Here is a 21117-nt window from a genome sequence, read left to right on the forward strand (position 1 = left end):
CGAAGGGCAGAGGAGCGTAAATGGACCGCGAAGCGGTCGACACAGCCGGTCTTGGCCGGTTGCGTGTCGAGGTCAAGCAGCATGGCCACTCCGCGGTCTTCACCCCGGCGGGTGAGCTCGACCACCACACCGCGGACCTGCTGAGCGAACCGCTCGGTGCGGCCATGGACGCCGGTGCGACCCGGCTGGTGGTGGACTGCTCGCAGTTGGAGTTCTGCGACTCGACGGGACTCAACGTCCTGTTGAGCGCACGCCTGCGGGCCGAGGCCGAGGGTGGCGCCGTACATCTGGCCGCCATGCGGCCGACCGTCGCCCGGGTGCTGGAGATCACCGGGGCAGAGGCGGTCTTCACCGTGCATGCCACCGTCGACCAGGCACTCCAGGAGTAGCCGGATGCGCTCGGGGGCAGGACGCGCGATGGGTGCCGCAGGGTGCCCCAGCTTTGATGGCCTCACGGACGTGTTCCGGGAGATCCATCGGGAAGAAGAAGGTCGGACCCAGTCGTACATCCGTGAGGTGAGGCCTAGATGAGCACCACCCGGCCCTTCGCCGCGGATGACCGTGACCCGGACCCGGGTGCAGGCGGGGGCGTTCAGAGCGACGAGACGCAGTCCCGTGAGCCGGAGGCCACCCGCAGGCTCCAGCTCACCGGTGAGAGCGGCATCGTGCCCCGTGCCAGGGACTTCACCCGGCAGGCTCTGCGTGACTGGGGCTGGCTGCCGGCCGCGACCGCGGACCGCATGGCCGCTGCCGAGGACGTCCTGCTCGTGGTCTCGGAGTTGGTGACCAATGCGTGCCTGCACGCCGGCGGTCCCGAGGAACTGCTGCTGCGCCGCAGCCCCAAGTCGCTGCGCCTGGAAGTGGTCGACGGCGGCGGCGGCGAGCCCGCGCCCCGAACCCCGCACCGGGCCGGACGCCCGGGCGGCCACGGCATGTTCATAGTCCAGCGGCTCTGCCTCGACTGGGGAGTCGTTCGCAATACCGACCGCCCCGGCAAGACGGTGTGGGCGGAGCTCGCGGCGCCGTCCTGACGCCACGCACACCCGGAACGGCCCGCGGCGCCCGCTGCGGGCCGTTCGCGTACCCCGGCGGGGCGCCGGATGCCCCCGCTCGGCGGTTTCGGGATCGGGCGAGAAGACCGGTGTAGCCGAAAATGGGCTGACGTCACTCGTGCTGACGAGTGACGTCAGCCCAATGTTGCGCCATGGGTACGCGGCGAGCGGCATGCCAGAGATCCCGCGCCCGGGGTGCACTGACGTCAGGCCGCCGCCGCTGTCGGCGACGCCGACGAGCCGCATGCCCGCGCACCCTTGCGGTCAGGGCCCCAGTACCCGGGTCAGTATGTCGAGTGCCGCCGGGTAGCCGCCCTCGCCGGGGGTGCCGTAACCGACGATGAGGCCCTGCGGGCGTCCGGGGCCGGGACCGACGGCGTCGTCCGCTGCATGCCAGTGCTCGCCCAGGGCCCCGACGGCGAGCCCCAGGGCCGCGGCCCTGCGCAGCACCTCGGCCTCGTCCGGGCCGTCCTGCGGCAACCCGAGCAGTGCGTGCAGTCCGGCCGCGACGCCCCGCACCTCGACCCCGGGGTACGGCGCTTCGCCGGTCAGCCGGGCGACCAGCAGGTCGCGGCGCCGCCGGTAGCGCAGCCGCGCGGCGCGCACATGCCGGTCGTAGGCGTGGTCGGCGATCAGCTCGGCAAGCGCCAACTGGCCCACCGACCCGGTGTGGTAGTCGCTGTAGAGCTTGGCCTCGGCGACCGGCGCCACCAGGTGCGGCGGCAGCACCATCCAGCCGAGCCGCAGCGCGGGCCCCAGCGTCTTGGAGGCGGTGCCGAGATAGACGACCTGGTCGGGAGCCGTGCCCTGGAGAGCGCCCACCGGCTGCCTGTCGTAACGGAATTCGCCGTCGTAGTCGTCCTCGACCACGAGGCCGCCGCCCTCCCGAGCCCAGGCGGTGAGCGCGTGGCGGCGGGCCGGGTGCAGGGTGACGCCGGTGGGGTACTGGTGGGCGGGGGTGACGACCACCGCGTCCGCCTCCCGCGGGCAGGCACCCGCGCCCCACTCGTCGACGGGCAACGGCACCACCCGGCCGCCCGCCCGCCGCACCACCTCGCGGTGGAAGGGCAGCCCGGGGTCCTCCATGGCGACCACGGGTCCGCCCCGCTCCCGCCCGCCCCGACCGCCCAGTACACCGGTCAGCAGCGAGAGGCCCTGCACGTACCCGGAGACCACCACGATCCGGTCCGGCTCCGCGACCACCCCTCGGGTCCTGCCGAGGTATCCGGCAAGTGCGGTGCGCAGTTCCGCGGTGCCGCGCGGGTCGCCGTAGTCGTATGCCGCGGACGGTGCGGCGGACAGCACCCGACGGGTGGCCCGCAGCCAGGCGGAGGTCGGGAAGGAGGTGACGTCGGGGCTGCCGGGGCGCAGGTCGTGGCGCGGCGCCCGAGGGACGGCGGACCGGCCGGGCGCCGGGGCGGACGGCCCCTGCGGACGGTCGGCCACCACCGTGCCGGAGCCTTGGCGGGCGGTCAGGTAGCCCTCGGCGGTGAGCTGGTCGTAGGCCGACTTGACCGTGCCGCGGGACAGCCCGGTCTCCGCGGCCAGCCTGCGACTGGACGGCAGTCGGCTGCCGGGGGCGAGCCGGCCGCCGCGCACGGCGTCGCGCAGTGCGCGTTCGAGGGCCGCCCGGCGGCCGTGGGGGGTGCCGTGCGGCAGGTCGAGATGCAGGTCCACACCCGTCCCGCCGAGCGCTTCCGCCGCCGAAGTGGGCCATGAATCGTCCATGAAAGTGGACCTTACCCACGATCCACTGCCGCCGTAGATTTCTTGCCATGAGCACTGACACCACCACCGCAGACACCACCTCTCCCGTGGAGGCCGCTGCGAACCAGACCACCGTCGCCCCGCCCGTACGCCTCGCCGTGGACAAGCTCGTCCCCCACGTCAACCGCGCCATGAACGCACTGGACGCAGCCGCCCGCGACATCGGCCTCGAGGATCCGCTGCTCGAACTGGTCCGGGCCCGGGCCTCCCAGCTGAACGGCTGCGCGTACTGCGTCGACACCCACGCGCGGGACGCCCGCAAGGGCGGCGAGAGCGAGCAGCGCCTCTACGCGCTCCCGGTGTGGCGCGAGACCCCGTTCTTCACCCCGCGCGAGCGCGCGGCCCTCGAACTGACCGAGGCCGCCACCCGGCTCACCGACGGACCGGTCGGCGACGACGTCTTCGCCCGCGCCGCGGCGCAGTTCGACGAGCGGGAGCTGGCCGAACTCATCTGGGCGATCACCGTCATCAACGCCTGGAACAGGCTGGGCGCGACCGCCCGCCCGTGGCCGCTGTCCTGACCGCCGCGGGCCGCAGGAGCGCAGGTGCGAGGCGGTCGCGGGGGGCGTGAACGGACAGCGGCGTACCACCACCTCACGCCCGGGGGGTGCGGACTACCATCAAGCCCATGACCCGCGTACTTCTGGCCGAGGACGACGCATCCATCTCGGAACCGCTCGCGCGCGCACTGCGCCGCGAGGGCTACGAGGTCGAGGTGCGCGAGGACGGACCCACCGCGCTGGAGGCGGCGCTGCTGGGATCCGTCGACCTGGTGGTGCTCGACCTGGGCCTGCCCGGGATGGACGGCCTCGACGTGTGCCGGCGGATCCGCACGGAGGGCCACACCTTCCCCGTGCTGGTGCTGACCGCCCGTGCGGACGAGGTCGACACGGTCGTCGGCCTCGACGCAGGCGCGGACGACTACGTGACCAAGCCCTTCCGGCTGGCCGAGCTGCTGGCCCGGGTGCGGGCCCTGCTGCGGCGCGGCACCACCGAGCCCGCGCAGCCGTCCACCCACGGGGTGCGGATCGACGTCGAGTCGCACCGCGCCTGGATGGGTGATGACGAACTCCAGCTCACCGCAAAGGAGTTCGACCTGCTGCGGGTGCTGGTGCGGGACGCCGGCCGGGTCGTCACCCGCGAGCAGCTGATGCGCGAGGTCTGGGACACCACCTGGTGGTCGTCCACCAAGACGCTGGACATGCACATCTCCTGGCTGCGCAAGAAGCTCGGGGACGACGCGGCCAACCCCCGGTACATCTCCACGGTGCGCGGAGTCGGTTTCCGGTTCGAGAAGAACTGACCCGCCGCCGCCGTGCGCCGCCGTCTGATCTCCTCCACGCTGGCCGTGGTGCTCGTCGTCATCGCCGTCTTCGGGCTGTCCCTGATCTTCGTGGAGACCAGGACCATCGAGAGCAGCGCGCGCGACGGTGTCGACTCCGAGGCCGTGCGGCTGGTCGGCATCGTGGAGAACCGCATCCTGGCCGGGGAAAGCATCGACGCCAAGGGCCTCGACCGGCAGATCGCCGCCGACCGCTACGCGGTGGTGCGGGTGCCGGGACGCCCACAGGTCACTCTCGGCAACCGCCCCAAGGGCAAGGTCATCACCTCCACCCAGCGCGGCGACCACGGTGAGTCCGTGACCGTGGAGCAGCCGCGTTCCACCGTCAGCGAGGAGATCGGGCGCAATCTGCTGGTGATCCTGGCCGTCGCGCTGCTCGCCGTAGTGGCCGCGGTCGGCCTCGCCGTGCGCCAGGCCAAGCGGCTGGCCAGCCCGCTCAGCGACCTCGCCGCGACCGCCGAGCGCCTCGGCTCCGGCGACCCCCGCCCGCGGCACCGCCGCTACGGCGTGCCGGAGCTCGACCGGATCGCCGACGTGCTGGACGCCAGTGCCGAGCGGATCGGGCGGATGCTCACCGCGGAGCGCAGGCTCGCCTCCGACGCCTCCCACCAGCTGCGCACCCCGCTGACCGCGCTGTCGATGCGGCTCGAGGAGATCGTGGCCACCGACGACCAGGAGACGGTCAAGGAGGAGGCGACCATCGCGCTCGGCCAGGTCGAGCGGCTGACCGACGTGGTGCAGCGGCTGCTGACCAACGCGCGCGACCCGCGGACCGGCTCGGCGGTCTACTTCGACCTCGACGAGGTGATCAAGCAGCAGGTCGAGGAGTGGCGCCCGGCGTATCAGAACGAGGGCAGGGCCGTCGTCCGCTCCGGCACCCCGGCGCTGCGGGCGGTCGGCACCCCGGGCGCGGTCGCGCAGGTGCTGGCCACGCTGATCGAGAACTCGCTGATGCACGGGGCGGGCACGGTGGGCCTGCGTACCAGGGTGACCGGGAACCAGGCGGTGGTCGAGGTCACGGACGAGGGCCGTGGTGTGCCGTCCGACCTGGGCGCGCGGGTCTTCGAGCGTACGGTCAGCGGCCGCAATTCCACCGGCCTCGGCCTGGCGCTCGCCCGCGATCTCGCGGAGGCGGACGGCGGCCGCCTCGAACTCCTCCAGCAGCACCCGCCGGTCTTCGCGCTCTTCCTCGCCAGGGAGATGCAGCCGCCCCCGCCGCGCGAGGACATCGTCAGCTGATCAGCGCCGGGTCGCGTCGACCCGCGGGTCCCGCACGGTGAGGTCGGGCTCGACCGGCTCCGGTACCGCGACCGCCCGGAAGACCCAGGTGCGGTAGGACCAGAAGCGGAAGAGCGTCGCCACGCCGATGCCGACGAATTTGAACACGTTGCTCTGCAGCTGGCTGTCCCAGTCGAAGCCGTACGTGGCGACGAACAGCACGCCGTTCTCGATCACCAGGCCGATGCAGCTGAAGAACAGGAAGAGCCCGAGTTCCCTGGTACGGCCCGCCTTGTCGCGGTCGCGGTAGGTGAAGTAGCGGAAGCCGAAGTAGTTGAACGCGATCGACACCAGCGTCGCCAGCACGCTGGCCCGTACCGTCTGGAGCCCGGTGCTGTGCCGGACCAGGTTGAACACGCCGATGTTCACCAGTACGCCGGCGCCGCCGACCGCCCCGAACTTCGCGATCTCGCGGTACATCAGGCCGAGCTTGTCGCGCAGGGCGTGGAATCCGGTCATGGTGATCGCTCGGGCCCTGTCTGTGGGTGGGTAGGTCGATGGCGCGGGTCGCGGCGGGGGTTTTTGGTGTCCCTCATGCTAACCGCCCCCTGGAAGTCACCGAAGGGCCGTCCGGCGTTCGACCGGTCGCGCGGCCGATACCCTGGTAGGGCCATCAGCGGGGGACCGGCCCCCGTGCTCCACCGGCAGGAAAAAACGTGACATTCCCCGTAGTCGGCATGGTCGGCGGCGGCCAGCTCGCCCGTATGACCCACGAGGCGGGCATCCCGCTCGGCATCAGGTTCAGGATTCTCAGCGACACGGCCCAGGACTCGGCCGCGCAGGTCGTCTCCGACGTCACCGTCGGCGACTACCGCGACCTCGACACGCTGCGCGCCTTCGCGCAGGGCTGCGACGTCATCACCTTCGACCACGAGCATGTGCCGACCGAGCACCTGCGCGCCCTGGAGGCGGACGGCATCGTGGTACGCCCGGGGCCCGACGCCCTGGTGCACGCGCAGGACAAGGGCGTCATGCGGACCAGGCTCGCCGAGATCGGTGTGCCCTGCCCGCGCAACCGGATCGTCGCCGATCCGGCGGACGTCTCCCGGTTCGCCGCGGAGACCGCGGGATACCCGCTGGTCCTCAAGACCGTCCGCGGCGGCTACGACGGCAAGGGCGTCTGGTTCGTCCGCGCGGAGGCCGACGCCGCCGACGCCTTCAAGGCCGGTGTGCCGGTGCTCGCCGAGGAGAAGGTCGACTTCGTGCGCGAGCTGGCCGCTAACGTCGTGCGCTCGCCGCACGGCCAGGCGGTGGCCTATCCGGTCGTGGAGTCCGTGCAGGTCGACGGCGTGTGCGACACGGTGATCGCCCCGGCGCCAGGACTGCCCGACGTGCTCTCGGCGCAGGCGCAGCAGCTCGCGCTGACCGTGGCCCGCGAGCTGGGCGTGGTCGGCCACCTCGCGGTGGAGCTGTTCGAGACCGCCGACGGCCGCATCCTGGTCAACGAGCTGGCCATGCGCCCGCACAACAGCGGCCACTGGACCATGGACGGCGCCGCCACCTCCCAGTTCGCCAACCACCTGCGGGCCGTGCTCGACCTGCCGCTCGGCGACCCGCGGCCGCGGGCCCGCTGGACGGTGATGGCCAACGTGCTCGGCGGCGACTACCCCGACATGTACGCCGGCTACCTGCACTGCATGGCCCGCGACCCCGGGCTGAAGATCCACATGTACGGCAAGGACGTGAAGCCGGGCCGCAAGGTCGGCCATGTCACCACCTACGGCGACGACCTGCCCGACGTGCGCGGGCGCGCCCGGCACGCGGCCGACTACCTGCGAGGGACGATCGATGAGTGAAGCGCACGGCACCACCGCACCCTCGGTGGGCATCGTCATGGGCTCCGACTCCGACTGGCCGGTGATGGAGGCCGCGGCCCACGCGCTCCAGGAGTTCGACGTCACCTTCGAGGTCGACGTGGTCTCCGCGCACCGCATGCCGCACGAGATGATCGCCTACGGCGAGCAGGCAGCGGACCGCGGGCTCAAGGCACTCATCGCGGGCGCCGGCGGCGCCGCCCACCTGCCGGGGATGCTCGCCTCCGTCACCCCGCTGCCGGTCATCGGGGTGCCGGTGCCGCTGAAGTACCTCGACGGCATGGACTCGCTGCTGTCCATCGTGCAGATGCCTGCCGGTGTGCCGGTCGCCACGGTCTCGGTGGCGGGCGCGCGCAACGCGGGGCTGCTCGCAGTCCGCATCCTGGCCGCGCACGACCCGGAGATCCAGGCGCGGATGCGCGAGTTCCAGGCCTCGCTCAACGAGCAGGCCACCGAGAAGGGCCGGCGGCTGCGCGCCAAGGTCACCGGCGCCGCGGGCTTCGGTTTCGCCAAGTAGGCCGCCGCATAGGCTGGCCTGCATGGACTTCCTCGATCGCGCCCGTGACCTGCTCGCCGCCCACCCCGTCGTGGACGGGCACAACGACCTGCCGTGGGCGCTGCGCGAGCAGGTCTCCTACGACCTCGACCGGCTGGACATCGCGGCCGACCAGAGCGAGCGCCTGCACACCGACATCCCGCGCCTGCGGGCCGGCGGGGTCGGCGGGCAGTTCTGGTCGGTCTACGTGTCGGTCGAGCTGGCCGGCGCGGACGCGGTCACCGCGACCCTGGAGCAGATCGACGTCGTCCGCCGCCTGACCGAGCGCTATCCCGACGACCTCGCGCTCGCCCTGACCGCGGACGACCTCGAGGAAGCCCGCGGCAAGGGGCGTATCGCCTCCCTGATGGGCGCCGAGGGCGGCCACAGCATCGACGGCTCGCTGGCCGTCCTGCGGGCCTTCCACGACCTCGGGGTGCGCTACATGACGCTCACCCACAACAACAACACCCCCTGGGCGGACTCCGCGACGGACGAGCCCGCCGCGGGCGGCCTGACCGCCTTCGGCGAGGAGGTCGTCAGGGAGATGAACCGGCTCGGGATGCTGGTGGACCTCTCGCACGTCTCCGCCGACACCATGCGCGCCGCGCTGCGGGTGGCCGAGGCGCCGGTGCTCTTCTCGCACTCCTCGGCCCGCGCGGTCTGCGACCACGTGCGCAACATCCCCGACGACGTGCTCGCGCAGCTGCCGGCCAACGGGGGCGTGGCCATGGCCACCTTCGTGCCGAAGTTCATCCTGCCCGCGGCCATCGAGTGGACCGCGGCGGCCGACGCCAACATGCGCGCGCACGGCCTGCACCCGCTGGACACCACACCCGGCGGTATGGCCGTCCAGCGGGCATATGAGGCGGAGCACCCGCGCCCGGCGGCCACCGCGGCGACCGTCGCCGACCACCTCGACCACATGCGCGAGGTGGCCGGGGTCGACCACGTCGGGATCGGCGGCGACTTCGACGGCACCGCCTTCACTCCCGACGGCCTGCGCGATGTCGCCGGCTATCCGAACCTGGTCGCGGAGTTGCTGCGGCGCGGCTGGTCCGACGGCGACCTCGCCAAGCTGACCTGGCACAACGCGGTGCGGGTGCTGCGGGACGCGGAGTCGGCCGCGACCGCGATCCGGGCCACGCGCGGCCCGTCGACGATGGTGCTGCCGGCCGGCTGACCGGTCCGTGCCGCCCGCCCGGGCGCCCCTTCAGCAGGCGCAGAGGCAGAAGGGGTGCCCTGCGGGGTCGGCGTAGACCCGCCAGTTGCGGGTCCCGCCGAGGTCGCCCTCCAGCAGGGTCGCGCCCAGGGCGAGCACCTTCTTCTCCGCGTCGTCCATCTCGGCCCGGGGCACCGCGATGTCGAGGTGGTACTGCTGCGGGCGCTCGGGGTCGGGCCAGGCGGGCGCCCTGTACTGCGGGGCGAGCTGGAAGGAGAGCTGCCGGCCCCCCTCGTGGTCGAGGTCCACCCAGGTCTCGTCCTCGGCCTCGACGGTGCCGCCGAGCAGCTCGGCGTAGAACGCGGCGAGGGCGGCGGGGTCGGGACAGTCGAGGACGACGGCGCTCAGCCGGCCGATCATGGCGGGTCCTTTCGTCGGCGGTGTTACCGGTACGAGGTGGTTGGCGGTAACCGTTACTTCATGATGGGGGAGCAGAGGTAACGTGACAAGGGTGGAGCAGCCAGGAACCCGCGATCCCGCGCCCGAAGGGCTGGCACTCGTCCAGGACCTGGTCAACACCGTGGACCTGGAGGGCGGCAGCGACGAACTGACGTCCCCTGACGCGGCCGCCGGCTGGGCGCGGAGCCGCGGCCTGGCGGGGCGCGGCTACGACGCGGGCGCGCTCGCCGACGTCCTGGCGCTGCGTGAGGCGCTGCGGGACGTCTGTGCGGCCCACGCCGGCACCGACGTCCCGGCCGCCACCGGGGAGGCGCTGGAGCGGCTGCTGGCCGCCGCGCCGCTGCGGCTGTCCGTCGACACCGAGGGTCGCGCCGCCGTAGGTGCCGCCGAAGGACTCACCGGAGCGGCGGAGCTCACCGCGGCGGTCGCCGCGGCCATCGCGGGGGCGACTGCGGACGGGAGCTGGCAGCGCCTCAAGGCGTGCGCCGCCGACACCTGCCGCTGGGTCTACTACGACCGCAGTCCGGCGGGCCGCAGCCGCTGGTGCACCATGGCGATCTGCGGCAGCCGCTCGAAGATGCGGGCCTACCGGAAGAACGCCAGGGCCGGCTCGCCCGAGCCGGCCTGACAGGGACCGGCCTGACAGGACCTCGCGGCCATGCCTTACGCCTGCGGGCGGCCCATCGCGCGGTACGTCCAGCCCGCCTTGCGCCACAGGGCCGGGTCCAGCGCGTTTCGGCCGTCGAGCACCGACCGGCCGCGCGCCACGTCGGCCAGCGCGCCCGGGTCGAGCTCGCGGAATTCCCGCCACTCCGTCAGGTGCAGCACTATGTCGGCGCCGCGGACCGCGTCCAGGGCGGTCGGGGCGTAGCCGAGGGTGGGGAAGAGCGAGCGGGCGTTGTCCATGCCCTTGGGGTCGTAGACGGTGACCTGGCCGCCCTGGAGCTGGATCTGCCCGGCGACGTTGAGCGCCGGGGAGTCCCGTACGTCGTCGGAGTCCGGCTTGAAGGTCGCGCCGAGCACCGCGATCCGGCGGCCGAGGAAGCCGCCGCCCAGCGCCTCGCGGGCCATCTCCACCATGTGGGTGCGGCGGCGCATGTTGATCGAGTCGACCTCGCGCAGGAAGGTCAGCGCCTGGTCGGCGCCCAGCTCCCCGGCCCTGGCCATGAAGGCGCGGATGTCCTTGGGCAGGCAGCCGCCGCCGAAGCCGATGCCGGCCCGCAGGAATTTGTGGCCGATCCGGTCGTCGTAGCCGATCGCCTCCGCCAGCTTGGCGACGTCGCCGCCGGCCGCCTCGCTGACCTCGGCCATGGCGTTGACGAAGGAGATCTTGGTGGCGAGGAAGGCGTTCGCCGCGGTCTTGACCAGCTCGGCCGTCGGGTAGTCGGCCACGATGAAGGGCGTGCCCTCCCCGACGGGCGTGGCGTAGACCTCGCGCAGCACCGATTCGGCGCGCTCGCTCGTCACGCCCACCACGATCCGGTCCGGGTGCAGGGTGTCCTGCACCGCGTAGCCCTCGCGCAGGAACTCCGGATTCCACGCCAGCTCCGCGTCCGCGCCCACCGGGGCCAGCTCGGTCAGCAGCGCCGCCAGCCGTGCCGCGCTGCCCACGGGCACGGTGGACTTGCCGACCACCAGCGCGGGCCGCCGCAGGTGCGGGGCCAGCAGGGAGAAGGCGCGGTCCACGTAGCTCATGTCGCAGGCGTACTCGCCCTGCTTCTGGGGGGTGTTGACGCACACGAAGTGCACGTCGCCGAACTCGGCCACCTCTTCCCAGGACAGGGTGAAGCGCAGCCGCCCGCTGGACCCCTCGATCCCTGCCACGTGCTTGGCCAGCAGGTCCTCGAGGCCCGGCTCGAACATCGGCACCCGGCCCTGCGCCAGCATCTCGATCTTCCGCGGCTCGATGTCGAGCGCGAGCACGTCGAAGCCGAGTTCGGCCATGGCGGCGGCGTGGGTGGCGCCGAGGTAGCCGGTACCGATGACGGTGAGCTTGAGAGGCATGGGCCAGAGCATAGTCGGCAGCGGGTCAGCCAAAAGAGGGGTGTGCGCAGGTCGCCGGGTCCACGATGCGGTGACCTGGCCGACGGAGGCGGCGGTGCGGGACAGCCGGTCGTACGGCGGGGCGGCGCGGGGCCGCGGGCCGTGCGGGGCCGACCTTGTGCTGTCGTGAACGTCACGTAGGCCTGATCATGGGCACGGCCCTAGGATCGTAGGGTTACTTAACGGTAGTTAGCATTCGGGAGTGAGATTCTGTGGCCGGATCCTCCGACTTCGACCTTTTCCGGACCTCCGAAGAGCACGAGATGCTGCGGGACGCCGTGCGCTCCCTCGCGGAGGCGAAGATCGCCCCCTTCGCCGCCGAGGTGGACGAGCAGGGCCGCTTCCCGCAGGAGGCGCGTGACGCTCTGGAGGCCAACGACCTGCACGCGGTGCACGTCCCCGAGGCCTACGACGGCGCGGGGGCCGACGCGCTGTCCACCGTCATCGTGATCGAGGAGGTGGCCCGGGTCTGCGCGTCCTCCTCGCTCATCCCCGCGGTCAACAAGCTCGGCTCGCTCCCGGTGCAGCTGTCGGGCTCGGAGGAGCTCAAGACGAGGTACCTGGGCGCGCTCGCCCGCAAGAAGGGCATGTTCTCCTACGCCCTGTCGGAGCCCGAGGCGGGTTCCGACGCGGCGGGCATGAAGACCAGGGCGGTACGCGACGGCGACTTCTACGTGCTCAACGGCGTCAAGCGCTGGATCACCAACGCCGGGGTCTCCGACTTCTACACGGTCATGGCGGTCACCGACCCCGACAAGCGCTCCAAGGGCATCTCCGCCTTCGTGGTGGAGAAGAGCGACGAGGGCGTCTCCTTCGGGGCCCCGGAGCGCAAGCTCGGCATCAAGGGCTCGCCCACCCGCGAGGTCTACCTCGACAACGTCCGCATCCCCGCCGACCGCATGATCGGCGACGAGGGCACCGGTTTCGCCACCGCGATGAAGACCCTGGACCACACCCGCGTCACCATCGCCGCCCAGGCCCTCGGCATCGCCCAGGGCGCGCTGGACTACGCCAAGGGGTACGTGGCGGAGCGCAAGCAGTTCGGCAAGGCCATCGCGGAGTTCCAGGGCATCCAGTTCATGCTGGCCGACATGGCCATGAAGCTGGAGGCCGCCCGCCAGCTCACCTACGCCGCCGCGGCCAGGTCGGAGCGCTCCGACTCCGACCTGACCTTCTTCGGCGCCGCCGCCAAGTGCTACGCCTCCGACGTGGCCATGTCGGTCACCACCGACGCGGTCCAACTGCTGGGCGGATACGGCTACACGCGCGACTACCCGGTGGAGCGGATGATGCGCGACGCCAAGATCACGCAGATCTACGAAGGCACCAACCAGGTCCAGCGGATCGTCATGGCCCGCAACCTGCCCGCGTAGCAAGTCTGTAACACCGCCGCACGAAGAGCACCCGGACCGGGTGCTCTTTGTGTGTTTGACGTCGTGTACTGGTCGGTTTGCGATCAATTGACAAGCGCACACGGGGGCTTGTAGAGGTGTGAGGGCCATCAGTGGGGCGGGGGGCCAATGTGTCCACTGACCGGCCTTTTCCGCGCTTGTGATCCGATCCCGTGAAGGGAAGACGTGTCCATAAACCGCCGTACCGCAATTGCGGTGCGTTCCATAGGCGTTGCCTCCGCCGCAGCCGCGCTCGCGCTGGGCGTTGCAGGCACTGCGCTTGCTTGCAGCATCGGCGACTTCACCGCCGCAGCCACCTGTGACGACACCACCGGCAAGACCGGCTTCAGCGTCACGGACAAGGACGGTTCGGGTACGCCCGCGACCGTCACGATCCTCGACAGCACCGGGGCCACGGTCGTCACCGGCAGCATCGACCACCCGACCGCCGAGGGCGTCACGATCAACCTCGCGGCCGCCTGGAAGCCCAGCACCACCTACACCGTGCACATCACGGCGGGCAAGCCGGGCAAGAAGCCGCTGGTCGACCAGGACATCAAGGGTGGCGTGACCACGCGGGACACCGCGTGCGAGGCCCCCGCGCCGCCGGCCTCGCCGCCGGCTTCGTCCCCGGCGTCGCCGTCCGCGACGCCCACCACGCCCACCGCCGCGCCGACGACCTCGGCCCCGGCCACCACCAGCCCGGCCGCGGCCGTCGACGACACCAACGCGCCCTCGCCGGCGGGTGGGACGTCCAACCTGGCCGAGACCGGTGGCGGCAGCAACACGGGCATGATCGCCGGTGTCGCGGCCGTCCTGGTCGCCGCAGGCGGCGGCACGGTCTTCATGCTGCGCCGTCGCAACCCGGCCGGGCGTCACTGACGTTCGCACCCCGAGGGGCGTAACCACCGCCGGAAGGCGGTACGCTGCGACGCCGCTGTCGTGTTCACGACGGCGGCGTCGCATTTGTTTGTGCCGGCACCGCCCGGCGCAACGTGCGCAACCTGCACATCCGGCACATCCGGCACGTCAACTCAGTCGAAGCACGTCGAAAATGGGGGCACCACATGGCCATTCGCAAGTCCACCATGCAGGAGCAGGTGGCCGAGGCCATCGCGCAGATCAATCCGGGCGACCGGCCGATCGCCACGATCCACACCGTGACCGGCCCGAGCCCGTGGCTCACCAACGCGATCGGCATCATCGCCCAGGCGTTCGTGAAGTACTACTTCGTGACGGTCACCGAGCAGGCCGTGGTCTTCCACAAGGCGGGCCGGATGAGCGCCCGTCCCAAGGAGCTCGTCGTGGCGATACCGCGGCACGAGGCCGCGGCGCTGGTCAGCGACGTGAAGCGGAAGCCCCTGTGGAGCTCGCTGAAGTTCCAGCTGCCCGGCGAGGCCAAGCCGACCCGGCTGAACGTGGCCCGCTACTGGCGGCCCGAGCTGGACCAGTGGGTGGCCGCGGTGACCGGCACGCCGGTCGCCACCTCCTGAACCGTGTGCCGGGGGGCCCGTCGCCGGGCCCCGTACCGGCACCGGACGGCCCCGGCCCCCACCGCGTCGAGCGCGGGGGAGCCGGGGCCGTCCGGCGTACGGGCCAAGGCCCGCGCGGGCACCTACTTGGTGACGGTGACCTTGTCGTCGTTCTTGAGCTGGTCGAAGAGCGTCTTGGCCTTCGTCATGTCCCACTTCACGGCGTCGCCGTCGTTGGGCGTCCGGTAGTTGGCGCTGGATATCGGCACGGTGATGGAATTCCCGCTGCCGCCGGTGACACCCTTCATCGCCCAGAACATCGAGGCGAGGTTCCGCAGGCTCATCTTCTTGTCCACGATGAGCGTGTCGAGGCCGGAGCCGATCACCGGGTAGAGCTTGAACGGGTTGAGCACGGTGGAGGGCGACGCGGCCTGGTGGGCGAGGGTCGACAGGAACTTCTGCTGGTTGCGCATCCGGCCGAGGTCCTGGTCGGCCTCCTGGTGGCGCTGCCGGACGAAGGCGAGCGACTGCTGGCCGTTCATCTTCTGGCAGCCGGCGGCGAAGTCCGCGCCCGAGGCCTTGTCGTGCAGCGGCTTGTCCAGGCACATGTCCACGCCGCCGAGCGCGTTGACCAGGTTCACGAAGCCCGCGAAGCCGATCTCGGCGTAGTGGTCGATGTGGATGCCGGTGTTGTACTCGATCGTCCGGGTCAGCAGCTCGGGGCCGCCGTCGGCGTACGCGCGGTTCAGCTTGTGGGTGGAGGCCGCGTAGCGCTTGTGCGACTGCTGGCCGGTGAAGGCCGGGATGGTGACGTAGGAGTCGCGCGGCAGGCTCATCATCGTCGTGCCGTTGCTGCCGGTGTGCAGGATCATCATCGAGTCCGTGCGCTGGCCCGAGGCGGCACCGGTGTGCAGGTCCTTCTCGTCCTGCTTGGTCAGGCCCTCGCGGCTGTCGGAACCGACGATCAGGTAGTTGGTGCCCTTGCCGGTCGCCGGGCGGTCCTCGACCTTGCTCAGGTCGACCTCGCGCCGGACCTTGGAGTCCGCCCAGAAGTACGTCGACACGGAGACGACCAGCAGGACCACCACGAGGCCCAGCGCGCCGTAGCCGATCTTCCTGCGGGTGCTCCAGCGCGGGGTGCGCCGGGCGCCCCCGCCGGGGCCGCCGGTGGTCGGCGGGCCGTAGTCGTCACCCGACCCGCTGCCGGGTCGCGGGATCGCCCCGGGCGGCAGGCGGTCGCCCTCGGGCGCCGGGCGTCGAGTGGGCTGCGGCGGGACCCCGCCCGAGGCAGCGGCGGCCCTGCGCGGCGACAGTTCTGGGGGCAGCGGAGGCTCGGAGAGCCTGCGGCGCTCGGTGTCATCGCTCCAACCGTTCATGTCCGTCAGTGTGCCCGGCCACGGCGTGGGACCTTGAATCCAGGGCGGTTCTGTAGCAGACCCGATGCATTCGGCCACCGGCCGCAGCCGTTTCGTAACGGACATAAAGTAGCTGTCATGATCGATTCATCAGCGGGCTCCGGCACCCCGGAGCCGCCCGCCGCACCGCGGGTCCAGGAAGCACCGGACATCGCGCAGGTCCCGGTGATCCCGGGGAAGGCGACGTCCGCCGCCCGGATCACGCTCTCGCACATCATGAGCGCCCACGACACCAACCTGCTGGGCACGGTGCACGGCGGTGTGGTGATGAAGCTGGTGGACGACGCCGCGGGCGCCGTCGCGGGCCGGCACTCCGAGGGGCCGGCGGTGACCGGCGCGATGGACGAGATGGCCTTCCTCGAACCGGTCAGGGTCGGCGACCTGCTCCAGGTCAAGGCCCAGGTCAACTGGACGGGCAAGACGTCCATGGAGGTCGGCGTCCGGGTCGTCGCCGAGCGCTGGAACGAGGCGGGGCGGCCCGCCAAGCAGGTCGCGAGCGCCTACCTGGTCTTCGTGGCCGTGGACGCCGAGGGCCGCCCGCGCCGGGTGCCGCCCGTGCTCCCCGAGACCGCACAGGACCGGCGCCGCTGGCAGGAGGCCCAGATCCGCCGCACGCACCGGCTGGCCCGCCGCCGGGCGATCCTGGAGCTGCGCAGGGAGCGGGCGGCCGAGGGCCTGGACGACTGACCGGCACCACCGGCCCGGTCAGGGGCAGCCGACCTGGTCGCCGGTGAGGGTGCCGGTCTGCCGCCGCGTGCCGGGGTCGGGCAGCGGCGCCCTGACCGCCGTCACCTTGGCGGTGGCGAAGTCGGGGCCGAGCGTGACCCGCATCACGGGGCCCTGCTTGGCCGCCGGCACCAGTCGCGCCCCCGGCAGCGCGACGGCCAGCGCCTTCGCCGACTCGTCCCAGCGCGGGTCGTAGCTGATGACGGTGTGCGCCACATGCACGCGTGCCGTGGCCGGCATGCCGGTGGTGACGAAGCCGGTGGCGTGCAGCGCCTGCTGGGTGCTCGCCGCCAGCCCGCCGACGGAGGTGCCGTTCTCGACCCCCACCCTGATCCTGGCCGGGTCGACCCCGACCGGCACGCCTGTGGGCGCGGCCTTGGCGCCGGGAGCCGGGCGCGGCGCGGTGAGCGGCTTGTCGGCACGGATGGCCGCCCACAGCCGGCCGGCTTTGAGGGCGTCCCACTTCACGGTGGAGCCGACGCCGCGGATGTTCACGCTGGAGTCGCTCAGCGGCACCGAGGTGAATTCCGACGAGCCGGGTGACAGGTTCTTCATGGCGCGGGCCAGCCCGACCATGTCCTTGCTGTCGAGGCCCTGGTCGGCGCGGACCGACCCGAGCACGGTGGAGACGACCTTGCGCAGCCGCAGCGGGTCGCCGAGCGTGCCGCCGCTGGTGACCTTGTGGATGAGCTGGGCGAGGAAGCGCTGCTGGCGCTGCATCCGCCCCAGGTCGGCGGCCGGGTCCAGGTGCCGGGAGCGCACGTACTGGAGGGCCTGGCCGCCGTTCAGGTTCGTGGTGCCCACCGGCAGGTCGAGGCCGGTGAAGGAGTCCTTCAGCCGCCGGGAGGTGCAGACCGGGACGCCGCCGATCACGTCGACGGTCTTCATGAAGCTGGTGAAGTCCACCTCGACGTAGTGGTCGATGTGGACGCCGGTCAGCTGCTCCACGGTGCGCACGGTGAGTTTGGGGCCGCCCTGGGCGTAGGCCTGGTTGATCTTGGCGGGGCGGGTCGCGGCCGCGGGCTCCACGGGTTTCGCGCCCGCTTTCCCCGGCGCGCCGGCTTTCGCCTTCGCCGGCGCGGCGGCCTTCCCGCCGGCTTTCGCGCCCCTGGCTCCGGGCGGGGCGGGCAGCAGGACGTAGGTGTCGCGCGGGATGCCGACGACACTCGCCCGTGAGCGGTCCTGCGACAGGTGGACCAGCATGATCGTGTCCGTGCAGTGGCAGGGCGCGCCGCCCAGGTGGTAGAGCCGCTTCTCGTCCGGGGACAGATTGTCGCGTCCGTCGGTGCCGACGAGCAGGAAGTTCGTGCCCTTGCTGTCGCCGGGGCGCCCCTGCATGCCGCCGAAGGCGTCCACCCGGCCGATCGCCCCGCTCACCCCGGTCACCGCCGCGTGGCCGACGCCGCTCACGGTGATCACCAGCAGCGCGATCCCGCCGACGATCCTGGTGCTCAGCCGGATCGGGGGGAGCCGGCCGGGCTTCGCCCGCCGACTCGGCTGCGGCCGTCGGGGACTGGCCGGATGTCGTCTGGTCGGCGGCATGGGGTTCCCTCCGCGGTGGACAGGCTGGCAGGCCCGTTCAGGCTAGAGATAAATAGGACTGTCATCCTTGCCCCCACGCGCTGGGGTCCCCCATTGGCGGTAACGTTTCCCGCAATGAACGCCGCCACTGACTCCGCGCTCCCGGCCGTCTCCGTGATCATGCCGGTGCTCAACGAGGAGCGCCACCTGCGTAACTCCGTCCGGCACATCCTGGAACAGGACTATCCGGGCGAGCTGGAGGTCGTCATCGCGCTCGGCCCGTCGAAGGACGGAACCGACGCGATCGCCGCCGAACTGGTCGCCGAGGACCCCAGGGTCCATACGGTCCCCAACCCCACCGGGCGCACGCCCGCCGCGCTGAACGCCGCGATCAAGGCGTCCCGCCACCCGGTCGTGGTGCGGGTCGACGGGCACGGCATGCTCTCGCCCGACTACATCGCCACCGCCGTCCGCCTGCTCGACGAGACGGGTGCGGCGAACGTCGGCGGCATCATGCACGCCGAGGGCGAGAACCCCTGGGAGGAGGCGGTCGCCGCGGCCATGACGGCGAAGATCGGCGTCGGCAACGCCGCCTTCCACACCGGTGGCGCCGCGGCGCCCGCCGACACCGTCTACCTCGGCGTCTTCCGGCGGGAGGTGCTGGAACAGCAGGGCGGCTACAACGTGGAATTCATCCGCGCCCAGGACTGGGAGCTGAACTACCGGATCCGCGAGGCCGGCCATCTGATCTGGTTCTCGCCGGAGCTGAGGGTCTCCTACCGGCCGCGGCCGAGCGTGCGCACCCTGGCGAAGCAGTACAAGGACTACGGCCGGTGGCGCCGGGTGGTGACCCGCTACCACCGCGGCTCGGTCAACCTGCGGTATCTGGCGGCGCCCGCCGCCCTGGTCGCCAACGCGGCCGGCATCGTCGTCGGCGCCGCCCTGACGCCGTGGGCGCTGCTGGTGCCCGCCGCCTACCTCGCGGCCATCACCGCCGGCTCGCTCCCTGCGGGACGCGGCCTCGGCGCCGGCGCCCGGCTGCGCATCCCGCTCGCGCTGGCGACCATGCACATGTGCTGGGGCTACGGCTTCGTCACCAGCCCGCCGTCGCTTGCCCGCAGGGTGATCGCCAGCCGCCGGCCCGCCGTCACGGCCCCGGCCTCCGAGCGCGCCGACGCCTGACCGTATGCGGGAGGGTCCACCGGAGCTTCCGGTGGACCCCTCCCGCATACGCGCTGCCGCCGCCGGCTCAGCCCGCCCAGCGGTAGATCGGCTGGATGGGCATGCAGCCGGTGGTGTCGGCGCCGTTGATGGCGTCGGCCGACTTGGGGACGCCGCCCTCCTTGGGCAGCGTGGCGCTGTAGTCGGTGCCGTCCTTCCAGTCCGCGCCGACCGTCAGCGTGATGGCCTGGGCCGTGGTGGACGGCTTCACATTGCTCACCGGGATCTTGAGCGCCTTCGCCACCGAGGCCGCGTCCGACTTGCCCTGGTCACCCGCGGACGCCGGGTAGGTCACGCTGGTGCCGGGGCTGGGCACGGAGGTCTGGCTCGGCTCGGCCCCGGTGAAGCCCGCGGTCTTGAGCGCCGTCGCGATCGCCGTGGCGCGGTGTGGCACGGCCGCCTTGTCCGCGGTCCCAGCGGTGCCGTTGACCACCGTGACCGGGATCGTGGCGGGGGCGGCGGCGGGCGGCCCCGACGGGGTGCTCGGCTTCGGCGACGCGCTCGCCGTCCCCGGTGCCTTCGCCTTGCCGTCGGCGTCCATGGCCACGTCGTTGCGCATCAGCGACCACACCGTGCCGGCCGCGGCGGCGGGCACGTAGTGGGCGTTCACGGCCTGCGGGTCCGCGTCGTGCGGCATGGTCAGCATCGTCATCCGCGACGGCGAGATGCTCTTGAGCTCCATCCCGAGGTCGTAGAGCTTCTTCGGGGTGCCGATCTCCGAGGAGACCTCGAAGGCGCCCATCGCCGTGGTGGCGATCTTGTTCAGCCGCGCCGGGTTGGTGAAGAGGTTCTGGCCGCGCAGGGTGCGGATCAGCGAGCTCATGTACATGTGCTGGGCCTTGGCTCGGCCCGAGTCGTCACCGAAGGCGTCGCGGGTGCGCAGCCACTGGAGCGCCTGCTTGTCCTTGATGACGTGCTTGCCCTTGGTGAGCTTCAGCCCGGACCCGCCGTGCTTGATGTACTTGGTCGGGCGGTCCCAGACACTGTGCTCCACGCACACCTCGACCCCGCCGAGCACGTCCGCCATCTTCACCACACCGGAGAAGTCGATCATCAGCCAGTGGTCGATGTAGACGTTGGTGAGGTTCTGCACGGTCGCCAGGGTGCAGCCGGGGCCGCCGCGGCCGAGCGAGGCGTTGATGATCGTGTTGACCTTGGGATAGACGTGGTGGGTCTTGGGGTCCTCGCACTCGGGGATGTCGACCCGGGTGTCGCGCGGGATGCTGACGACCGACATGTTGCTGCGGTCCGCCGACAGGTGGGCGATCATGATCACGTCGGCCCGGGCGCCGGCGCTGTCCGCGGCCCCGCCGAGCTTCTGGTCGTCCGCGCTGAGCCGGCTGTCGGAGCCGAGGATCATGATGTTCATCGCCGAGGTGCCGTTGGCGTTGGCCTTCGGCTTGGCCACGGTCGTCTTGCCGCTGACCCGCTCCCCCTTGCGGATCTTGCCCGACAGGTACTCGTAGTAGCCGTACGCGGCCCCCGCCGTGCCCAGGACGCCGACCGCGGCCACGATCGCCACCCAGCGCAGCGCCTTGCGCCTGCGGCTGCGCTGCCGCCGCGGGCCGCCCCTGCGGTGCCCGCCGCCCGGCCCGCCGGCCCGCTGCCCCGTACTGCTGTCGGCGCCGCCCGCGCCAGGTCCGCCGGGTATCGGATCGGGGCCGTCCCCGCCGTGCGGGGGCCTCGGCCCGGGTATCCGCCCGCTCCCGCGGCCCCCGGCCGCCCCGGGGGAGTACGGGCGCGCGTCGTCCCGGTGGAGCCCGTCGTCCCAGCCGAGGTCGCCATGGTTCGACGCGGCACCGTGGCCGCCCCCCATTGCCCCGTCCCGCATGAAGAACCCTCCCCCTGCTCCGGCCGAATCTCGGTCGTCCTCCTGTCAGACGGCCGTCGGCGGCACGGAGTTGCATTCCGCGGCCTTG

21 protein-coding genes are annotated in these 21117 nt (G+C 72.1%); 14 read left to right on the top strand and 7 right to left on the bottom strand.

The genetic code is table 11. The features are described 5' to 3' along the window. Positions 1-20 precede the first annotated feature (20 nt). Positions 21-389, top strand: coding sequence for an STAS domain-containing protein (locus ACGFMP_RS22380; RefSeq protein WP_393674563.1), 369 nt, complete (start codon positions 21-23; stop codon positions 387-389). Positions 390-527: 138 nt separating this feature from the next. Then, complete coding sequence (locus ACGFMP_RS22385; protein WP_393674565.1) at positions 528-1031, top strand: ATP-binding protein; 504 nt, start codon at positions 528-530, stop codon at positions 1029-1031. A gap of 285 nt (positions 1032-1316) precedes the next feature. Here ACGFMP_RS22385 and ACGFMP_RS22390 read toward each other — a convergent pair whose 3' ends face one another. After that, positions 1317-2780: a PLP-dependent aminotransferase family protein gene (locus tag ACGFMP_RS22390; RefSeq protein ID WP_393674566.1), complete on the bottom strand. Its 1464-nt coding sequence runs from the start codon at positions 2778-2780 to the stop codon at positions 1317-1319. A 47-nt stretch (positions 2781-2827) separates the two neighbouring features. On the opposite strand from ACGFMP_RS22390, the gene ACGFMP_RS22395 reads away from it, so the two are divergent. The 3 genes from ACGFMP_RS22395 to ACGFMP_RS22405 all read left to right on the top strand — a co-directional run bounded on the left by ACGFMP_RS22395 (position 2828) and on the right by ACGFMP_RS22405 (position 5400). Then, positions 2828-3340 (top strand): carboxymuconolactone decarboxylase family protein, encoded by a 513-nt coding sequence (locus ACGFMP_RS22395; protein ID WP_393674567.1) that lies wholly within the window; start codon positions 2828-2830, stop codon positions 3338-3340. A 107-nt stretch (positions 3341-3447) separates the two neighbouring features. Further along, the gene (locus ACGFMP_RS22400; protein WP_073497961.1) at positions 3448-4122 is read left to right on the top strand and encodes a response regulator transcription factor; all 675 of its coding nucleotides are present in this window, start codon (positions 3448-3450) and stop codon (positions 4120-4122) included. A 12-nt stretch (positions 4123-4134) separates the two neighbouring features. Next, positions 4135-5400 carry an ATP-binding protein gene (locus ACGFMP_RS22405; RefSeq protein WP_393674569.1) on the top strand — a complete coding sequence of 422 codons (1266 nt, stop codon included), beginning with the start codon at positions 4135-4137 and terminating at the stop codon, positions 5398-5400. Here the strand turns inward: ACGFMP_RS22405 and ACGFMP_RS22410 are convergent, their stop codons facing one another. Next, positions 5401-5898: a GtrA family protein gene (locus ACGFMP_RS22410; protein WP_393674570.1), complete on the bottom strand. Its 498-nt coding sequence runs from the start codon at positions 5896-5898 to the stop codon at positions 5401-5403. A gap of 197 nt (positions 5899-6095) precedes the next feature. Here ACGFMP_RS22410 and ACGFMP_RS22415 point away from each other — a divergent pair, with 197 nt between their 5' ends. From ACGFMP_RS22415 to ACGFMP_RS22425, 3 genes are read left to right on the top strand one after another with little or no spacing between them, the layout of a single operon-like run. Then, a complete protein-coding gene (locus ACGFMP_RS22415; protein WP_393674571.1) occupies positions 6096-7235 on the top strand; it encodes a 5-(carboxyamino)imidazole ribonucleotide synthase in 1140 nt (379 codons plus the stop codon). Next, entirely contained in the window at positions 7228-7770 is a 543-nt protein-coding gene (gene purE, locus ACGFMP_RS22420) for a 5-(carboxyamino)imidazole ribonucleotide mutase (RefSeq protein ID WP_393674572.1), read from the top strand. Before ACGFMP_RS22415 ends, purE begins: the two co-directional genes overlap by 8 nt. 22 nt (positions 7771-7792) lie before the next feature. Next, entirely contained in the window at positions 7793-8971 is a 1179-nt protein-coding gene (locus ACGFMP_RS22425; RefSeq protein ID WP_393674574.1) for a dipeptidase, read from the top strand. 30 nt (positions 8972-9001) lie between these two features. Here ACGFMP_RS22425 and ACGFMP_RS22430 read toward each other — a convergent pair whose 3' ends face one another. Further along, positions 9002-9370, bottom strand: coding sequence for a VOC family protein (locus tag ACGFMP_RS22430; RefSeq protein WP_393674576.1), 369 nt, complete (start codon positions 9368-9370; stop codon positions 9002-9004). A gap of 91 nt (positions 9371-9461) precedes the next feature. On the opposite strand from ACGFMP_RS22430, the gene ACGFMP_RS22435 reads away from it, so the two are divergent. Continuing rightward, entirely contained in the window at positions 9462-10037 is a 576-nt protein-coding gene (locus ACGFMP_RS22435) for a CGNR zinc finger domain-containing protein (RefSeq protein ID WP_393674577.1), read from the top strand. Positions 10038-10072: 35 nt separating this feature from the next. Here the strand turns inward: ACGFMP_RS22435 and ACGFMP_RS22440 are convergent, their stop codons facing one another. After that, on the bottom strand, positions 10073-11413 hold the full coding sequence (locus ACGFMP_RS22440; RefSeq protein WP_393674579.1) for a UDP-glucose dehydrogenase family protein: 1341 nt from the start codon (positions 11411-11413) through the stop codon (positions 10073-10075). 251 nt (positions 11414-11664) lie between these two features. On the opposite strand from ACGFMP_RS22440, the gene ACGFMP_RS22445 reads away from it, so the two are divergent. The 3 genes from ACGFMP_RS22445 to ACGFMP_RS22455 all read left to right on the top strand — a co-directional run bounded on the left by ACGFMP_RS22445 (position 11665) and on the right by ACGFMP_RS22455 (position 14336). Continuing rightward, complete coding sequence (locus tag ACGFMP_RS22445; protein ID WP_393674581.1) at positions 11665-12825, top strand: acyl-CoA dehydrogenase family protein; 1161 nt, start codon at positions 11665-11667, stop codon at positions 12823-12825. Between the two features lie 204 nt (positions 12826-13029). After that, positions 13030-13725 carry an Ig-like domain-containing protein gene (locus tag ACGFMP_RS22450; RefSeq protein ID WP_393674583.1) on the top strand — a complete coding sequence of 232 codons (696 nt, stop codon included), beginning with the start codon at positions 13030-13032 and terminating at the stop codon, positions 13723-13725. A gap of 185 nt (positions 13726-13910) precedes the next feature. Continuing rightward, positions 13911-14336, top strand: a complete 426-nt coding sequence (locus ACGFMP_RS22455; protein ID WP_393674585.1) for a hypothetical protein — start codon at positions 13911-13913, stop codon at positions 14334-14336. Positions 14337-14458: 122 nt separating this feature from the next. Here the strand turns inward: ACGFMP_RS22455 and ACGFMP_RS22460 are convergent, their stop codons facing one another. Continuing rightward, complete coding sequence (locus tag ACGFMP_RS22460) at positions 14459-15691, bottom strand: LCP family protein (protein ID WP_393674586.1); 1233 nt, start codon at positions 15689-15691, stop codon at positions 14459-14461. 255 nt (positions 15692-15946) lie between these two features. On the opposite strand from ACGFMP_RS22460, the gene ACGFMP_RS22465 reads away from it, so the two are divergent. Next, positions 15947-16417: an acyl-CoA thioesterase gene (locus tag ACGFMP_RS22465; protein ID WP_393674657.1), complete on the top strand. Its 471-nt coding sequence runs from the start codon at positions 15947-15949 to the stop codon at positions 16415-16417. Positions 16418-16435: 18 nt separating this feature from the next. Here ACGFMP_RS22465 and ACGFMP_RS22470 read toward each other — a convergent pair whose 3' ends face one another. Beyond that, positions 16436-17998, bottom strand: a complete 1563-nt coding sequence (locus ACGFMP_RS22470) for an LCP family protein (RefSeq protein WP_393674587.1) — start codon at positions 17996-17998, stop codon at positions 16436-16438. A gap of 114 nt (positions 17999-18112) precedes the next feature. Between ACGFMP_RS22470 and ACGFMP_RS22475 the strand changes: the two genes are divergently transcribed. Next, positions 18113-19159, top strand: a complete 1047-nt coding sequence (locus tag ACGFMP_RS22475; protein WP_393674588.1) for a glycosyltransferase family 2 protein — start codon at positions 18113-18115, stop codon at positions 19157-19159. A gap of 67 nt (positions 19160-19226) precedes the next feature. Here the strand turns inward: ACGFMP_RS22475 and ACGFMP_RS22480 are convergent, their stop codons facing one another. After that, a complete protein-coding gene (locus ACGFMP_RS22480; RefSeq protein ID WP_393674589.1) occupies positions 19227-21029 on the bottom strand; it encodes an LCP family protein in 1803 nt (600 codons plus the stop codon). Between the last annotated feature and the right edge of the window lie 88 nt (positions 21030-21117).

It is taken from the genome of Streptomyces sp. NPDC049040 (genome assembly GCF_043197715.1).
Taxonomy (GTDB): domain Bacteria; phylum Actinomycetota; class Actinomycetes; order Streptomycetales; family Streptomycetaceae; genus Actinacidiphila.

What these genes read in the sequence shown, in the direction of transcription:
- purE (WP_393674572.1), top strand. Translation starts at nt 7,228, where the DNA reads ATGAGTGAAGCGCACGGCACCACCGCACCCTCGGTGGGCATCGTCATG.
- ACGFMP_RS22395 (WP_393674567.1), top strand. Translation starts at nt 2,828, where the DNA reads ATGAGCACTGACACCACCACCGCAGACACCACCTCTCCCGTGGAGGCC.
- ACGFMP_RS22390 (WP_393674566.1), bottom strand. Translation starts at nt 2,780, where the DNA reads ATGGACGATTCATGGCCCACTTCGGCGGCGGAAGCGCTCGGCGGGACG.
- ACGFMP_RS22440 (WP_393674579.1), bottom strand. Translation starts at nt 11,413, where the DNA reads ATGCCTCTCAAGCTCACCGTCATCGGTACCGGCTACCTCGGCGCCACC.
- ACGFMP_RS22400 (WP_073497961.1), top strand. Translation starts at nt 3,448, where the DNA reads ATGACCCGCGTACTTCTGGCCGAGGACGACGCATCCATCTCGGAACCG.
- ACGFMP_RS22480 (WP_393674589.1), bottom strand. Translation starts at nt 21,029, where the DNA reads ATGCGGGACGGGGCAATGGGGGGCGGCCACGGTGCCGCGTCGAACCAT.
- ACGFMP_RS22380 (WP_393674563.1), top strand. Translation starts at nt 21, where the DNA reads ATGGACCGCGAAGCGGTCGACACAGCCGGTCTTGGCCGGTTGCGTGTC.
- ACGFMP_RS22425 (WP_393674574.1), top strand. Translation starts at nt 7,793, where the DNA reads ATGGACTTCCTCGATCGCGCCCGTGACCTGCTCGCCGCCCACCCCGTC.
- ACGFMP_RS22470 (WP_393674587.1), bottom strand. Translation starts at nt 17,998, where the DNA reads ATGCCGCCGACCAGACGACATCCGGCCAGTCCCCGACGGCCGCAGCCG.
- ACGFMP_RS22410 (WP_393674570.1), bottom strand. Translation starts at nt 5,898, where the DNA reads ATGACCGGATTCCACGCCCTGCGCGACAAGCTCGGCCTGATGTACCGC.
- ACGFMP_RS22430 (WP_393674576.1), bottom strand. Translation starts at nt 9,370, where the DNA reads ATGATCGGCCGGCTGAGCGCCGTCGTCCTCGACTGTCCCGACCCCGCC.
- ACGFMP_RS22475 (WP_393674588.1), top strand. Translation starts at nt 18,113, where the DNA reads ATGAACGCCGCCACTGACTCCGCGCTCCCGGCCGTCTCCGTGATCATG.
- ACGFMP_RS22460 (WP_393674586.1), bottom strand. Translation starts at nt 15,691, where the DNA reads ATGAACGGTTGGAGCGATGACACCGAGCGCCGCAGGCTCTCCGAGCCT.
- ACGFMP_RS22455 (WP_393674585.1), top strand. Translation starts at nt 13,911, where the DNA reads ATGGCCATTCGCAAGTCCACCATGCAGGAGCAGGTGGCCGAGGCCATC.
- ACGFMP_RS22385 (WP_393674565.1), top strand. Translation starts at nt 528, where the DNA reads ATGAGCACCACCCGGCCCTTCGCCGCGGATGACCGTGACCCGGACCCG.
- ACGFMP_RS22465 (WP_393674657.1), top strand. Translation starts at nt 15,947, where the DNA reads ATGAGCGCCCACGACACCAACCTGCTGGGCACGGTGCACGGCGGTGTG.